Raw genomic sequence first — 16,988 nt, 5'->3', positions numbered from 1 at the left:
ATTTCTCCAAGATTTCCATCCTTGAAATTCTTACAAACGAAAAACAGAATGTAATTTCAGGGCCTATTTGCTTTCTTAATTACTATGCCCGGAAATTCCTTTGGAAAAGTCTTACGCTTAAGCACTTTTGGTGAGTCGCATGGCCCGGCAATAGGCGGAATTCTTGATGGTTTTCCCGCTGGGATTCAGCTGGACCTTGATTTCGTTCAAGCACAATTGGATCGTCGTAAACCCGGACAATCACGTTTGAGTAGCCAAAGAAAGGAAAGTGATAGCCTACAGGTGCTTTCCGGAGTATTTGAAGGTAAAAGCACTGGTACTCCCATTGGACTTTTAATTCCTAATGATGATTCTCGCAGCAAAGACTACGATCATCTGAAAGAAAATTATCGCCCTTCACATGCCGATCGTACCTATAGCCAAAAATATGGCCATCGGGATTATCGTGGAGGCGGCAGATCTTCGGCGCGGGAAACGGCAGTTCGTGTAGCAGCCGGAGCCCTGGCCATGCAAATCATCCCTCAGGTAAAGATCAGAGCCTATGTCTCTGCAGTAGGTCCTCATAGTATGGATCCTGCCCTTGATCTGGATTTGGAAAAAATTGATACCAATGATGTGCGTTGCCCCGATCCGCAATCGGCTCAAACCTTTGAAGCGGCCATCTTAGCAGCCCGAAAGGTGGGCGATTCCCTGGGAGGAATAATTACCTGTCGAATTGAAGGCCTGCCACCTGGATTGGGTGAGCCCGTTTTTGATAAACTCCCTGCCGAATTAGCGAAAGCTATGATGAGCATAAATGCGGTTAAAGGATTTGAGATTGGAGAAGGATTTAGAGCCGCTACCATGACCGGTTCTGAGCATAATGATACTTATGATGAGGTTGGAAACCGGATTTCAAATCACGCCGGTGGAGTGGAAGGAGGCTTAAGTACTGGTGAGGATTTGGTTTTTCGGGTAGCCTTTAAACCAGTCGCAACACTTATGCGTGACCAGCAAGGAATTAATGAACAAGGAGAAGCCGTAAACATTAAAGGTAAGGGACGCCACGATCCTTGTGTGGTTCCCAGGGCCGTGCCCATTGTTGAAGCTATGGCCGCTCTAGTTATTGCCGACTATTATTTATTAAATCGTACCTCTAAAATAGAATTATGAGATTAGCGCTACACTGGAAAATATTGATTGGCCTTGCTTTAGGAGTCGTATGGGCCATCCTGAGTAGCTATTTAGGTTGGAGTCAGTTTACCATCAATTGGATTGAACCCTTTGGAACCATTTTTATCAATCTCTTAAAATTGATTGCGGTTCCCTTGGTATTCTTCAGCATTATCTCGGGAGTTACCGGTTTAGGTGATCCTTCCAGCTTAGGTCGAATGGGACTTAGAACCCTGATCTTTTATTTCATTACCACCATTTTGGCGGTAAGCTTGGGTTTGATTTTAGTGAATACCATTAGTCCAGGCAAGATAGTAGATGAAGATAGTCGTATTGATAACCGCATTCGTTACGAATTATGGGCGGAGCAGAATGAAATAGAAGTAAAAGATAACATTCATTTTCTTCAAGATGATAAATACACCGATCGTATTCAGCGATTAAGTGAAAGTGAAGCACAGGTGGTTATTGACCCTGATGTGCAGGCGAAAATGGAAATAGCCAATAAGACCAAAGAGGAAGGCCCATTGCATTATTTAGAAGAGATTGTGCCTTCCAACATTTTTAATGCTTTGAGCGATAATACCAAAATGCTTCAGGTTATTTTCTTCGCTTTGTTCTTTGGAATCAGTCTTTTATTTATCCCGCAGGATAAGGGAGAACCGGTAGTGCGTTTGATGAATGGCATTATGGAGGTATTGCTAAAAATGGTCGATATCATTATGCAAGCTGCACCTTTCTTTGTCTTTGCTCTTTTAGCTGGAACCATTAGTAAAATGGCTGGTGATGATGTTTCGAAAGTCTTGGAAATATTTAAAGGATTGAGCTGGTATTCGGCTGTTGTTGTTCTCGGACTGGCAATGATGATATTTTTAATTTATCCATTCTTTCTCAAGCTATTGGTGCGAGTAATTCCATACAATGGCTTTTTTAAAGCGATGAGTCCTGCTCAAACTTTGGCCTTTTCAACCTCTTCATCTGCAGCAACCTTGCCGGTTACCATGGAGTGTGTGGAAGATAATCTGGGGGTAGACAAGAAGATCACCAGTTTTGTTTTGCCAATTGGCGCCACGGTTAATATGGATGGTACGAGTCTCTATCAAGCTGTCGCGGTGATTTTTCTGGCTCAATTCCACATGGTAGACTTGACCCTTGCTCAACAATTGATGATAATGCTCACCGCTACACTTGCCTCCATTGGCTCTGCGGCGGTTCCCAGTGCTGGATTGGTAATGTTGATTATCGTATTGCAATCGGTTGGCTTAAACCCCGCCTGGATTGCGATTATATTACCTGTTGATCGAATTTTAGATATGTGCCGCACCGTGGTGAATGTAACTGGTGATGCCACCGTATCCTCCATTATTGCGGCTCGCGAAAATCTGCTCAATTATCGTCCTGACCATAAAACAGACGATACCTTCAACCCTGACGTTAATCCCTAAATCCCTTGGCTATGAAAAGAATTTTTAGATTTCTCTTCTTCCTTATTGTCTTACTCCTGGCTAGTGCCATGGTTTTGCCCATTGTATTCAAAGACTCTATTCTTGAGCGCATCAAGCAGGAAGCCAATGCTAATCTTAATGCCAAATTCGACTTTAAGGATGTGGACCTATCCTTAATTACCACCTTCCCTTATTTCGGATTTAGTCTGGAAGGATTGGAGATTTCAGGGATTCAGGAATTTGAAGGAGAAAAATTGCTTTCAGCTGGAGAATTTAGCTTGTCCATTGACCTGATGTCGGTATTATCCGGGGAAAGCTATCGCATTGAGAAAATCGCAGTTAATGATTTGGATCTTAATGTTTTGATCCTCGAAAATGGTAAGGCCAATTTCGATATCATGAAGGAAACAGATACTGCTGTAGATACATCCGGCAGTAGCGAGAGTACTCCTTTCCACCTAGCTCTTTCTTCCTATGAGTTGAATAATATTAATCTCAATTATCGCGATTTAGAAGGGGATATGGCCTTTGCATTACAAGGCTTAAATCACGTGGGAAGTGGTGATTTCACTGAAAATATAGTGGGCTTAAAAACCCATACCGAAGTGGAAGCCATGAGCTTTAGTATGGAAGGTATGGATTATCTCAGTCGGGTTCAGCTCGAGTCGGACTTTGATATGGATCTGATTCAGGATAAGTTCCGATTCAATTTTGGGGAAAACTATGTGAGTTTGAATGGTCTGAAACTCAATTTTGAAGGTTGGTTTGCCATGCCAGATGAGTCTATGGACATGGACCTCAAGTTTAGCAGTCCAGACAATAGCTTTAAAAGCTTAATTTCCTTGATTCCAGCTCTTTACTACAAGGATTTTGAAAGCCTTAAAACCTCCGGTGAGTTTAAATTGAATGGCCTGGTTCAAGGGAAATACATCAATGAAATTTACCCAAGCTTTGATATTAATCTGATGATTCGCGAGGGCTTCTTCCAGTATCCGGATTTGCCTTCTGCTGTATCGGATGTTAATGTGGATTTCCAAATTGTGAACAAGAGTCGTAATCTCGATAATATGGAAATGCATATGCCTCGCATCGAAGCGAAGGTTGCGGGTAGTCAAATCAGCGGAAGCTTTGATTTAAAAGACCCCATGCGCGATCCCGACTTTAAATTCTTGGCTCAGGCTAAGGCCAATTTAGAAGACCTAAGCAAAGCGGTGCCTTTAGAAGGTTATACGATGGCCGGCACAGTTGATATAGATATGAATGCCGCTGGACGTCTTTCTATGATTGATAATGAGCAATACGAAGCACTCAAAGCTGGTGGCTATGCAAAGGCCAGCAATTTGCTGTTTGGCGGAGACAGTCTGGGTATGGAAATCAGTTTGCCTAAAGCCGAATTAAGTCTCAGCCCACAAATGGCCAAATTGGGTCCAACTACCTTAATTTATGAAGGTAATACCATGGAAATGCAAGGGCAGTTGGATAATCTCCTTTCCTATGCCTTAAGAGATGAACTATTAAAAGGTGAATTAGAATTTTACAGTCCTCGCTTGGATTTACTGGCCCTTGCTGGAGAAGAAAGTACCGAAGCTCGTGCCGATCCTGCAGAAAGCGATACCGCTGCCTTAGCGGTAATTCGTTTGCCTGAAAATATTGATTTCCATTTAAATGCCAGAGTAGACTCCTTGCTATACGATCAAATTCGAATTTCCCAATTAGTGGGTGGAGTGCGATTGAAGGAAGGCCGTGCATCTTTGGAAAACGTGAAAATGCAAATGCTGGGCGGTGCTATGCGTATGAATGGTGGCTATGACTCTAAGCCTGAACTACCCTTAGCAGAATTTGATTTTGCTATCGAAGGATTCTCTTTCCGCGAAAGCTATGAGGCCTTGGATATGGTGAAACAAATTGCACCTATCATGAAAAATATGGAGGGTCGCTACACGATGGACCTAAGTATGACTACGCTTTTAGGTTCGGATATGTCGCCCCAAATGAATAGCGTTAATGCTAGCGGTTCTTTGGCCACCAAGAGTGTACAAACCGGAGGAAAGGTATTCGATCAATTGGCGACCTTCTTAAAGAATCCCGATTACCGTCAATTAAAGGTGAACGACATTGATTTAGAGTTCACCTTGGAAGATGGTCAGTTAAAAGTAAAACCCTTCGACTTCAAATTGGCAGGTCAGAAAGCAGATTTGGGTGGAAGCATGAGTTTGGCTCAGGATTTAGATTTTGATCTGAATACCACGATACCCTTATCCGGGCTTAAAGCCGATGCCTACCTAAAGCAATTCCAGTCTTTAAGTGGAGGTACCATTCCTTTAACCGTTAAAATTGGCGGAACCGCTACCAGTCCTGAAGTTCGCCCCAGTTTAGGGAACCTTAAACAGCAATTGGGAGATGAGCTCAAGCAAAAGCTTAATCAAGCTGTGGATAGTGTTAAAACCCAGGTAAAAGAAGAGGTAAACAAGAAGTTGGATGAATTGGTGAAAGCAGCAGAGGAGCAAGGCGATAAACTGATTGCGGAAGCCAAAACTCGCGGTGATCAATTAAAAGCTGAAGCAAAGAAGCAAGCCGATAAGTTAAGAGCTGCTGGCGAAGAAGCTGCTCAAAAGATATTGAAAGAAGCGGGGAGCAATCCTTTGAAACAAGCTGCCGCTAAACCATTGGCCGAGAAAGCCAGAAAGGAGGCTAATGAAAAAGCTCAAAAGCTAGAAGATGAGGCAGCCCAACAAGCGAATGACTTGATCAAAGCGGCTGAAGAACAAAAACAAAAGTTGATAGAAGATGCCCGAGCCAAAGCTCAGATATAAAATTTTCGGATCCCTTATTTTAAGTTTAGTATTAGCTACTAGCAGTCTTGCTCAAGCACCAGAATTGGGTGAATGTGAACAGAATGTAGAGGAATTGCCCAGTAGCCAGTTGCCTAAAGCAATTCGCGCTTGGAATCAAAAGAATTTTCGGGAGACTGAACGCTATTTGGAGAAAGCGATTCGTTTTGATCCAACTTATGCCGATGCCCTTTATCTCTTAGGGGAGTTGAAACTTCGTCAAAGAGAGATTCGAAAAGCCCAATTCCTTTGGAGTAAATTGATGGAAGTTTGTCCTAATTATAAAGCTGAAATCGCCTACTTCCTGGGGGTAATGTATATGGAAGACAATAAACTGGATGAGGCAATTCCATTGATCGAGCAATTTCTGGCTAATCCTGAAAGGGATTTTGGCTACGATAAAGAGGCCAAAGCAGCATTAGAGGAGGCTAAAAAGAAACAAGCCTTATTACGTAATGAGGTAGTGTTTAATCCTAAGCCCGTGCAAAGAGTGAGTACTACAGCAGATGAATATCTGGCTACCATTTCTCCGGATCAAAGGACTTTATATTTTACTCGTCGATCACGTAAAACTGATCGCAAATCAGGCCCTGCGGCTTCGGCACGGATGGTGGAAGAGTTTTGTGCCTCGGTCTTACAGAATGATGGCACTTTTGAAGAGGGAGCTCCTTTACCCAGCCCTTTTAATACCAGTTATAATGAAGGTGGCCCCAGCATTACCGCAGATAATACCGAATTGTATTTTACGGTGTGTGAAGATTTAGATGGCTATAAGAATTGCGATATCTATTATACCGAAAAGGATATGCTGGGCTATTGGAGTACCCCTCGTTCGGTAGGTGATCACATAAACCGCAAGGATTCCTGGGAGTCGCAAGCATCAGTTACCGCTAATGGAGATTGGCTGTATTTCACTTCCGACCGCAAAGGTGGGATAGGAGGCTTGGATTTATATCGTTGTAAGCGGAAGGAAGATGGAACCTGGTCGGCGCCAGAGTTGTTGGATGCTCGTATTAATACACGTCGTGATGAGAAGTCTCCTTTTATTCATAGTGACTCCGAAACCCTGTACTTTACTAGTAATGGGCATCCCGGATTAGGTGGCTTTGATATTTTTTATGCAAGGGCTACAGATAGCTCCTGGCAAGCGCCTTCCAATATTGGATATCCCATTAATGGTGAGAAGGATGATTTAGGCTTATTTGTAAGCCTGGATGGTAAGACAGGTTATTTTTCTAGCAACACTTTAAGAGCTAATACTGGTTGGGATCTCTATTCATTCGAAATGCCGGAGGAAGCCCGACCAGAAGAGGTTTTCCTACTGCAAGGTACTTTAGATGTTGCGGAGGGAGAGGATATACAAGATGCCTCTATAAAGATTAAAAACCTTAAGACCAAGGAGATCACTGAAGTTAAGGTAGATGCGCAAACCGGCTCTTATGCGCGGGTTATTGAGAAGAAGGAAGCCTCTGATTATATTGTTAAAGTAGAGAAGAAAGGTGCGGCCTTTAGCTCACGATATATATCCAACAGCGAATTGAGTATGAAGCCTACCGTGGAGGCTGATTTGCAATTGGCACCAATGGAAGTAGGGCGGGAGTATACTTTAAACGATATCCAGTTTGCGAGTAATTCTACCCAGCTCAATGCTGCCTCTAAAAGTATCATTGAAGAGTTTGTCCTATTTATGAAGGAGAACTCAGCTCTAAGGGCTGATATTCAAGGACACACCGATAATGTGGGTGACCAGCAAAGCAATTTGCAGTTATCTAAGGATCGTGCGAAGGCGGTATATCAATATGCCATTAATCTGGGCGTGGAAGCCTCACGACTAAGTTGGCATGGTTACGGCGAAAGCCGACCGCTAGCAGATAATGAAGATGAGGCGGGTCGCGCTAAAAACCGGCGGACTGTTTTTGTAATAACGGCCCGCTAATATATTCTGGGTTCTTTTCGCGCTTCAGGCGATGAAATACATCTCGAGCTTGCTGTAGGTCGTTGAATTCAAACCAACGACTTCTAAAGCATAAGCCCCAGAAATAATAATTAATTAATACTACGAATCGAGAGCCATTCTTTGCGAAGAGGCTGATTGATTTCTTAGGTTTTTTATAACGATCGAGGATTTTAAATCCTCGGGGATGTCTTTCTTGTGGCATAATCCGGGCATAAAAAAAGCCGCTACAAAAGAGCGGCTTAGATATTATCCCGAAGTAAAGGCTACATTCTTCTTTCTTTAATTCGTGCAGCTTTACCGGTAAGTTCACGTTGATAGAAGATACGTGCGCGACGTACTTTACCACGTTTGTTGATTTCAATTTTGTCAAGTGCAGGCATGTTCAAAGGGAAGATACGCTCTACACCTACGTTACCACTCATCTTACGGATGGTAAAAGTTTCGGTGCTACCGCTTCCACGACGTTGTAAAACAACTCCACGGAAGAACTGAATACGCTCTTTATTACCCTCGGTAATTTTGTAGTAAACAGTGATGGTGTCACCCGCTGCAAAATCAGGAAATTCGTTCTTAGTAGTGTACTGATCCTGAACGTATTGTACTAAATCCATTCTTAGTAAAATTTATTTTGAGGATAGGCAACATTCACAGCTCTTGTCAGAGGTTGGCCACCCTTGCCCATTTTTGGGGCTGCAATATTACGATAAATCAATTGTCTAACAAAGAATCATCCTGCAAAAGATCGGGTCTTTTCCTTTGGGTGATTTCCAGGGCCTTAGCTTCTCTCCAGGCTTCAATTTCGGGGAAGTTTCCACCGGTTAAGATTTCAGGTACTTTCCAACCATTAATCTCGGCCGGACGGGTGTAAACCGGAGGGGCTAACAAATCATCCTGGAAAGAATCCGAAAGGGCAGAGCTTTCATCACCTAATACCCCAGGTAAGAGTCGGATTACCGCATCGCTAACCACCGCTGCAGCTAGTTCTCCGCCACTAAGCACATAACTTCCAATCGAAATCTCGCGGGTAATAATATGATCGCGAATCCGCTGATCTACCCCTTTATAATGACCGCAAAGGATCAGGATATTCTCTTTTAAGCTTAATTGATTCGCCGTCTTTTGATTGAAGAGATCACCATCCGGAGTCATATATATAAGCTCATCATAGTTACGATCCTTTTGTAAATCCTGAATCAGATTTAAAATAGGTTCTACCATCATTACCATTCCGGCACCACCCCCAAACTGATAATCATCAATCTGGCGATGTTTCCCCAAACCATATTCCTTAAGGTTATGAAGTTGAATCTCCACTAAGCCTTTGTCTTGGGCTCGTTTCAAAATGGAGTGTTCAAATGCACTTTCCATTAACCAGGGTTGTGCACTAATGATGTCTATTCGCATGGGGCAAAGATAGCTTAGCCTAAGCTTATATAGGAGGACTAATGTCCGGTGGAAGTGCTGTCGCTCTTGCTTTCTGAATTGCCATTAAAATCTAGGGCAACTGAGTTGATACAATAGCGCATTCCGGTTTCGGTAGGCCCATCATTGAACACGTGGCCTAAATGTCCACCACAATTCGCGCAAAGCACCTCGGTGCGAACCATGCCTAAACTGCGATCTACACGTTCGATAATGGCATCATTATCAGCTACATTATCGAAGCTGGGCCAGCCACAATGGGATTCAAATTTATCATCACTGTCGAAAAGCACCGCTCCACAAGCGGCACATTTGTATTCACCTGCCTCAAAATGGAGATTATACTTTCCGCTAAAAGGACGTTCGGTACCGGCTTCTCTAAGGATATAATACTCTTCGGGGCTAAGATCGCTTTTCCACTGTGCATCGGTTTTCTCAACATTCGGTTTCATAGCAACACTGTCTTTAGGATTGGTTTCCTGAGCTTGGCAGGATACGCTAATTACGCTTAAGAATAAAATAAGGGCCTTTGTTCTCATTACTTGTATTTTAACTAAGTACGAGGAAGGAGGTTCATTAGTTCTTAAAGAAATCATAAATAGCATTATGAACCTCTGGATCGCGTAAAACCCGACGATGTCCTAAGCCCTCGGTTTCTATATAGCGAGAACCTCTCCATTTTTGATGCATGTGTCGGGCATTTTCCACTGGAACGTCCTGATCTTGTTTGTCGTGAACGATTAAACCTTCCGGACGATACACCTGGCAGAGATAGTCAGAAGATGCTTCTAAAGCTTTAATATGATATTGGTTTTCGATATAGTCAATAATGCCTTTGGCTACCCGTTCATCCATTTCGAGTTTAGCGCAGAAATCGCCGACTACATTTTCAATACTGGCCGGTGAACCTATGGTTACCAATTTTTCGAACCAGAAACTACGGGCCAAAACATTGAATAAAACCATTCCCCCCAGGCTATGTCCAATGGCAAAATCAATATCTCCAAAACGTCTGCAGGTTTCTTCTACAGAGTCCACAAAATCGATCATATGAGTTGGACCGCCCTGTAATTCGCCATGTTCTGGAGCTTCGATACTGAGAATATGAAATCCTTTTTCGTGCAGGAAGTTGGCAATTTCAAAAAACTGACTACCTCTGCCGCTCCAACCATGCATCATTAAAACCTTCGGACCCTCAGCTCTTAGCTCAAATACCAAAAATTCGCGTGCGTTTTTGGTAAGTAATTCATGCTTAGTAGCGCGGTTTCGCATATCCTCTTCCCGCTTAGGGATGGGGAATGGCAAGGGTTTAAAAAAGAGTTTTAAGGCAAAGGAGGTCGCCCAAGTAACATTTATACGGTTCAGTAATCTGGCCGTACGACTTAGGTATTTGGGGATTTTAAAACTTGGAGTTACTTCGGGATTCAAAACCTGAACATTGGCCTGCAAAATTGCAAAAGCCTATTGGAGCCTGCAAGGCTTTTATTCTACTAAAGAATATTGATTTCAGCCAATAGGGTTTTCCCTGTATTTGAGGAAGGGGTTTTGAATTGCATTTTTTAACCACTAATTTCAATCTATCAACCTGCGAAAATGCCTCCCTATAGTGATTGAATTTAGTGAAAGTGATCTGTCAGTCAGTACTTTAATCGAACTTATTGAGCGATCAGTAGATTCGAAAGAGAAGCTCAATACACTCTATCTTTTTCTCAAAACCCTCTATCCAACCATCTACTGTGGACTCCAAGAGCAAAGTCAAGAAATTCAAATTTTAAATCATTGGTCTCAGGCTGACATCAAATTATTAGAAAGGCTAAATCTCAAATCGCGGTATTTTTTACAGCAGAAAGAAACCTTATTGCTTGATTTTGATGCAGATCGGCAAATGCTCTACATTCCAGGTTGTGGCATTAATCAAAAGGTGCGAGCAGTGTTTTTTATCTTGGATAAGCACATTAGCATAGACCATTTTAATCTGATCGAATCTTTAAAATTACTGGCTTCCCACATTTTTTATTCTTCAGGCTTAAATCGTGGCGCCGCGAAAGTTCCCATTTGGGTACTCAATAAAATGCTGGGGCAGGGCCGCACGATTGTGGCACTGATCGACCAGGAATTCCGCTATCAGTATGTGAGTCCCAATGTGGAGGCGATATTAGCGATAAGTCCCGATGATCCTATTGGCAAAAGAGTTACAGTAGGAATCCACCCTGAAGATCTAAACAAGGTTACACAGGTTTTTGAGGAAAATTTGGATCAAAACACAGATTTCGAATTACCGGTGTATCGTTTTCGTCTAAATGATAGCCAGCCCTGGTCTTATTTTTTAACGCATATCTCAGACCTTCGTAATGACCCACAGGTGGAGGGCTTTGTTTCCAATACTTTGGATGTAAGTAAGGAATATGCTGTGCGTCGTGAATTGGAGTTCTCCAAAGAACTCTATCGGGTAGTGAGCACCAGCACTGGAGATTTAATCTACGAATGGAATATTGTTAGTGAAGAATGGACCCGACAGGGTAGTCCACTCGAGAATCTTTGCGGTTACAAAGCAGAAGATGTGCAAGGGAATTTTAATGATTGGTGGCATTCACAGATTCATCCTAAAGATCGCGAACAGGCTGTTAGTGAGCAATTAAAACTCTTTGAGGAAGAAGGAGAGAATTACCTTTTGATCTCCTATCGCTTTCGAATGCGCAATGGTCATTACCGCTGGTTTCAAGAAGAGGCCAGAGTAGAAAGGGATGATGAGGGACAATTGATACGTCAGTTTGGTGTGATTCGCGATATAAGTGCAAGTAAATTGGATGGCATTGGAGAAAGGCTCTTGCTAAATCTCGCTAATAATCAAAGCGAAGACGGTTTTATTCGGGAGGAACTGGAAATATTTTGCCAGCAAGTAATTGAGGAATGCAAGGTAGACTCTTGCGAATTTTGGGTGCGTAGCACTTATAAGGATCAATTGAATTTAGTGGCTTTTGCCGGAGATAAACTAACCGAGCAAGAACTTCAACTGAAGCACCAACCGTATTTATTTTTCTTAAAAGGAGAGGGTTTGCCGGGCTTTGCTTGGATGGAAAAAGAGGCCATTCTGTGGGATGACTTGCCCAATCATAAAGATTTTGTACGCCGTAATTCGGCTAAAGTTGCAAAAATCAGAGCTGGACTGGCAATTCCGATAATTTTAGAAAACAAATTGCTTGGAGTACAGGTCCTGTTTTCGAAACTTTCCAAAGAAGATCTATTACCTTATAAAGAATTGTTTAGCCAATTAGGTCAGCGCTTTGCGGAAACCTTGAAGCATCGGATAAAGGATGATGAAATCATGCAGTTTTTTGCTGTTTCACCAGATATCCTGGCTATTTCAGATTTTGAGGGAAAGATTAAGCGTATTAATGGGGCCGTTTACCCTATAACGGGCTACAAACCGGAGGAATTGGTTGGAACCAGCTTAAGGGAAAAGGTAGATCCTCGCGACCGGGAAATTTTGCAGGATCGAATGGCCAATCTTCTAAAGGGAAATGACCAGGAGAGTGTTCAATTGCGTTTCATTGCCAAAAACGGATCGGTCTGTTGGCTGTATTGGTCCTCAAAGGTGCGTACCGAAGACCAGCTTATATTTTCAGTAGGTAAGGATATTACCCGAGAGAAGAAATCCGAATTACAAAGAGAGAGTGCCTTATTACGCTTAAAGAAGGCCATGGAAATTTCGGATTTAGGTTATTGGTCCTTTTTCCCGGAACAGAATAAAATTCGCTGGTCGGAAGAGATGTATCGCCTCTATCGTATTCCCCAAAATGGAGAAGATCTCAGTGTTGAAGAAATAGAAGATCTCTGGCCGGCAGAGCTAGTTAAAGAATTAGTGCGATTAAGAAGATTAAGTCACAGTCAATTAGAGACTTTCAATTCGGAGAGTGACTTAGAGTTTAAGCATAAAGTTTACTATGATGAGGAAGTTTTATGGCTAACTCATCATGTAGTAATGCGACCGAACTTAAGCCCAGGAGGTGAAATATATTTCGAGGCAACTTGCCAAAATCGCAGTCGACTTGAATCACATATTGAAGCCTTAGCCGAAAGTGAAAAACGATTTCACTATGCTTTAAAGGCTAGTAATGAAATGATTTGGGATTGGGATCTGGAGCGACAGGTCGTACATCGTGGTCATTATTTACAATCGGAAATAAAGTATACCGAAAATGATTCTGGGGGTTATGATAATGAATGGTATCAACTCATTCATCCCGATGATCGGGGCGGTGTAATTCAATCATTGGATACCAAATTGCAGGATGGGAGTAAGGATTGGTATCGAGAGTATAGAATCCAGCGCAAGGATGGCCAATATGCCTTTGTAGCGGATCGTTGCTTTATCATTCGGGATGCTAAAAATCGCGCTATTCGCTGCATTGGATCAACTCTGGATGTAAGTAAAAGCAGACGGCAAATGCTGGATATTCAAGAGAAGAATAAGCAACTAAAGGAAATTGCTTGGATGCAGTCCCATTTATTCCGAGCGCCACTGGCTCGGATTAAGGGCTTAATGCTATTACTCGAAGGTTCTACAGAGGTCGAGAAATCCGAGTTTCTACGATTGGTAAATGATACCTTAGAAGAGATGGATCAAGTGATTCATGAGATTACTCAAAAAACCATCTTGTCGGATCAAATGGGAATTAGCAAGGAATAATTGGTATATCCATTAAGGCTTTGCATTTCAAAAGTCTGGGTAATTTTAAAAAATGCCAGGAAGGCTAATCTGGCAAACATGAAGTAAAAGAATAAACGTAATTTCGAAAGCTGTTATCAATAAACCTGAATGTGAATTTTTTGGGGGTGGAAAGAAGTAGGATAAGCTTAGTTAGTCTGATGCTTTGCTTGATGGTTTTCAGACTTCAAGCCCAAAATGCTCAGCCCGAACAAAATCCGTATACAGATTCATTAAAGGATTTAATGTACGCTACCCTGGATCGAGGTCATATCGATTCAAGCCTGGAGTTCAATACTGCCTTGATTCGCTATTATCGTGATAAAGGCGAAGACTATGAATATGTAAGGCAAAATATTAATCGGGCGGAAATCCTTCGCATGATTGGTGGTCGGGAAGAGGCTTTGCGTGTTTTGGAGTCAGTAGAGGAATTATGCCTTTCTCTTCCTTTATCAACTGTTCGATCGAGCTTTTACAATCGTAAGGCTGCCATTTTACATGAGTCGAAAGAGCATATGGCTGCTTTGGATGCAGTGCATGAATCACAAAGAATTGATTCCCTTAAAGGTTATAAATGGCGATTGAGTTCTAACTTGATGCTTGAGGGAGCCCTGTATCGCGACCTATTTGAATTTGAAAAGGCCAGAGATGTATTATTGGAAGCCTATGAATTAGCCTTAGCTGAAAATGATACGGATGAACTATCATCAGCTGCTTACAACTTAACCTTGTTGTCCTCCCGTCTCGGTATTTATGAAGATGCGGTCCGCTATGGGAGACAATACTTAAGTTATGGCCCTCATTATGAGGTGAGTATTACCTATGGTGATGTGATTCATATTGTAGCAAAGGCCTACGAAGAATTGCAGCAATTTGATTCGGCATTTTATTATTTGGATTCTGTATATGGAATCCGCATGCGAAGAATGCAGCAAATCATTGATGATAATGCTGATAAATACAAGGTAGTTAACCAATTGGAAAAGGAGCGCCTTGAAAATTCGGTGTTGCAGTCAGAGCAGGACCAGAGTCATTTGCAATTGCTGATTTTGTTTTTGGCGGTCATCGTTGCTATTCTCTTGATTCACTTTGCCAATAAGCAGCGTTTGCATTATAAGAAGCTGAATTCTAAGCAAGAAGAGTTTAATCGGGAGCTACAAGAAAGTTTGGAGTTTAAGAATAAGCTTATAAGCATTGTAGCTCATGATATTCGCAATCCTATGGCCTCCTTAAAAGGATTAATTCATGTGTATAATGAAGGTCTGGTTGAAGAACAAGACTTACGCCACATGATGGGTGGTCTGGAGGCTACGGTTGGCAATGTAGATTTGCTTTTAGAGAATCTCCTTAATTGGGTACGTACCCAAAGTGAATCACTTCAGGCTTATCGCGAAGAAATTCAAATTCGGACTCTGGTGCATACTGCAATTTCCGAAGCCCAAGCTCAATTGAAGGCTAAAAACATCCACGTGAGTTTAGCGGAAATGGGAGAGGGCGACGTGGTAATGTCGGATCCTAATTTTGTCTCTTTTGCACTTCGGAATGTTTTAAGCAATGCCATCAAGTTTTCGGAGGAGAATTCTACTATTACTATAAGTTGCTCTCATTCAGAAGATATGGATTGCCTGGAAATCCGTGATTATGGACGGGGTATGAATGCCGATACACTGGAGCGTCTGCGAGCCAATAGCATAACCCGCAGCGGTAATGGAACCGGGAATGAAAAAGGTACCGGTTTAGGCATTGGTTTAAGTATGGAATTCCTTGAAAAAGTGGGGGGTATGCTGGAAATTGATTCAGAGCTAGGCGAAGGAACTCGAGTTAGAATTTGCTTACCTCGTATTGGGAATCAGTAATTAAGCATCATTTTCCTTTACAATCGAAGCCTTGGTTTCAGTAAGGGCATAAGGTAGATAGACTTCCACTGTGGTTCCTTTACCTATTTCAGATTGAAAGAGAATTTTCCCCTGATGTTCTTCAATAATGCGACGGGTAATACTCAAACCCAGGCCAGTACCAATTCCTGGTGCCTTGGTGGTGAAGAAGGGATCCTGAATCTTTTTTAAATTTTCTGCAGAAATGCCCGAGCCACTATCGCTAATCTTGGTGCAAATCGCATCCGCGGAAGCGTTAACCTCTAAATGAATAGTACCCTTACCTTCAATGGCTTGGGCCGCATTGGTGATCAAATTGGTAAATACCTGATGCAGTTTCCCTACATTACCATAAATGAGGGGTAAGTCACTCTGATAGTCTTCCCTAATTTCTATCCGTCCTGAGGTAAGGTGACTCAGCATATTGAGGCAGCTCTCCAGGATTTCTGGAATATTGCAGGTTTCATCGTAGTTTTCCTGTTCGCGGCTAAAGTGATTAAGGCCTTTAATGATGCCATTCATCTTGCTGCTACCTGTTTCGATAAAACTCAATAGTTGTTCTACTTCAGCGTCTATTTGTCCCTCTTCTTTTAATCGAGACTCTAGTAATTTGTGAGAGCTGCTGATGTAGTTTAATGGATTTTTAATTTCATGAGCAATACCAGCGGTGAGCATACCCAAGGAAGCGAGTTTTTCTTTGGCTAAGAGTTGATTTTGCGCTTCTTTAAGCTCCTTAAGTTTGGTCTGTAATTCGCGATTGGAGCTTTGTAACTCTTCGTTGACATGATGCAAATTAGCGGTTTTCTCGGCTACAGACTCTTCCAGATGATCCCGATGTTTTTCCAATTCAGAATAGGATTGGAGCAAGCCATTGCGGAAGAAGTTTACAATATCTAAAATGGCCAGACTGGTTAAAGCCACAATAGTCATATTAAGGAGCCAAGAAATGGGATTCGTAACATACTCATCCAAATTATAGTCGGCTTTTAGTATCCCTTGAACATATAGAAAAGCAAAGCTTCCATACATAAAGAGGCAAAGTCCCAAGGTATAAAGCGCTTTACGATAAGTAGTGGTAAGGTAGGTGAAGATGGGGACCAGGGTTATATAATAAATGGCCGCCGCTAAGAGCCCAAGTCTAAATAAACCGGCCGCTAAAACGATAAAAATGGTGGATACCAGGGTAGTAGAAATATAGCCACTGGGAATTTTTTCACGGTAGCGTCGCATGAAAAAAAGCATAGTAGCCACAGCCAGCACCACAATTAAGGTAGTCCATTCTTGAAACAGATAGGTACGTACCCCCAATACGGCGGTAGCCAATAATGCCAAGACAAAAAATACGTCTAGTGCTCGTTGTAAAATCCGAGCCTGTAATGCTTCAATCTCCCTGTTCCTAGCCTGAGACATGCTTCAGTGTAATCATTACACTCTGTAAATGAGTGTGTAAGCAGCGCGAATGTAAGTAAATCTGCTAATAGTTATTAAGAGAAATTTCATTCCACGGCTTTTCTAAGGTACGAAAGGAAATATTCGATTTACGCTCATGTCAGAGGATTATTGGAATACCGTAAAAATTTTAACAAATTGTATTAAAGA

11 protein-coding genes are annotated in these 16,988 nt (G+C 42.2%); 6 read left to right on the top strand and 5 right to left on the bottom strand.

The window, feature by feature from the left end; all coding sequences use genetic code 11:
- The first annotated feature begins 84 nt into the window (after positions 1-84).
- The 4 genes from aroC to H4K34_RS00480 are packed head-to-tail and all read left to right on the top strand — an operon-like array spanning position 85 to position 7,364.
- Positions 85-1,152, top strand: coding sequence for a chorismate synthase (gene aroC / locus H4K34_RS00495; RefSeq protein WP_210758875.1), 1,068 nt, complete (start codon positions 85-87; stop codon positions 1,150-1,152).
- The gene (locus H4K34_RS00490; protein WP_210760511.1) at positions 1,146-2,597 is read left to right on the top strand and encodes a dicarboxylate/amino acid:cation symporter; all 1,452 of its coding nucleotides are present in this window, start codon (positions 1,146-1,148) and stop codon (positions 2,595-2,597) included. The genes aroC and H4K34_RS00490 overlap by 7 nt, the downstream gene beginning before the upstream one ends.
- A gap of 11 nt (positions 2,598-2,608) precedes the next feature.
- Positions 2,609-5,410, top strand: coding sequence for an AsmA-like C-terminal region-containing protein (locus H4K34_RS00485; RefSeq protein WP_210758874.1), 2,802 nt, complete (start codon positions 2,609-2,611; stop codon positions 5,408-5,410).
- Positions 5,385-7,364, top strand: a complete 1,980-nt coding sequence (locus tag H4K34_RS00480) for an OmpA family protein (RefSeq protein ID WP_210758873.1) — start codon at positions 5,385-5,387, stop codon at positions 7,362-7,364. The genes H4K34_RS00485 and H4K34_RS00480 overlap by 26 nt, the downstream gene beginning before the upstream one ends.
- Positions 7,365-7,648: 284 nt before the next feature.
- On the opposite strand, the gene rplS is transcribed toward H4K34_RS00480, so the two are convergent.
- The 4 genes from rplS to H4K34_RS00460 form a co-directional block, all read right to left on the bottom strand.
- On the bottom strand, positions 7,649-7,996 hold the full coding sequence (rplS, locus tag H4K34_RS00475) for a 50S ribosomal protein L19 (RefSeq protein ID WP_210758872.1): 348 nt from the start codon (positions 7,994-7,996) through the stop codon (positions 7,649-7,651).
- 97 nt (positions 7,997-8,093) lie between these two features.
- Entirely contained in the window at positions 8,094-8,789 is a 696-nt protein-coding gene (gene trmD / locus H4K34_RS00470) for a tRNA (guanosine(37)-N1)-methyltransferase TrmD (RefSeq protein ID WP_210758871.1), read from the bottom strand.
- A 38-nt stretch (positions 8,790-8,827) separates the two neighbouring features.
- Entirely contained in the window at positions 8,828-9,346 is a 519-nt protein-coding gene (gene msrB, locus H4K34_RS00465; protein ID WP_210758870.1) for a peptide-methionine (R)-S-oxide reductase MsrB, read from the bottom strand.
- A 37-nt stretch (positions 9,347-9,383) separates the two neighbouring features.
- On the bottom strand, positions 9,384-10,235 hold the full coding sequence (locus H4K34_RS00460) for an alpha/beta fold hydrolase (protein ID WP_210758869.1): 852 nt from the start codon (positions 10,233-10,235) through the stop codon (positions 9,384-9,386).
- A 178-nt stretch (positions 10,236-10,413) separates the two neighbouring features.
- Here H4K34_RS00460 and H4K34_RS00455 point away from each other — a divergent pair, with 178 nt between their 5' ends.
- Both H4K34_RS00455 and H4K34_RS00450 read left to right on the top strand, forming a co-directional pair.
- Entirely contained in the window at positions 10,414-13,497 is a 3,084-nt protein-coding gene (locus H4K34_RS00455; RefSeq protein ID WP_210758868.1) for a PAS domain-containing protein, read from the top strand.
- Positions 13,498-13,688: 191 nt separating this feature from the next.
- Positions 13,689-15,371: a sensor histidine kinase gene (locus H4K34_RS00450; protein ID WP_210758867.1), complete on the top strand. Its 1,683-nt coding sequence runs from the start codon at positions 13,689-13,691 to the stop codon at positions 15,369-15,371.
- On the opposite strand, the gene H4K34_RS00445 is transcribed toward H4K34_RS00450, so the two are convergent.
- Positions 15,372-16,799 carry a sensor histidine kinase gene (locus H4K34_RS00445; RefSeq protein WP_210758866.1) on the bottom strand — a complete coding sequence of 476 codons (1,428 nt, stop codon included), beginning with the start codon at positions 16,797-16,799 and terminating at the stop codon, positions 15,372-15,374.
- Positions 16,800-16,988 lie beyond the last annotated feature (189 nt).

The organism is Croceimicrobium hydrocarbonivorans (assembly GCF_014524565.1).
Lineage (GTDB): Bacteria > Bacteroidota > Bacteroidia > Flavobacteriales > Schleiferiaceae > Croceimicrobium > Croceimicrobium hydrocarbonivorans.
The sequence above is the reverse complement of the archived record's forward strand: the minus strand, read 5'-3'. Positions and strand labels throughout refer to the sequence as shown.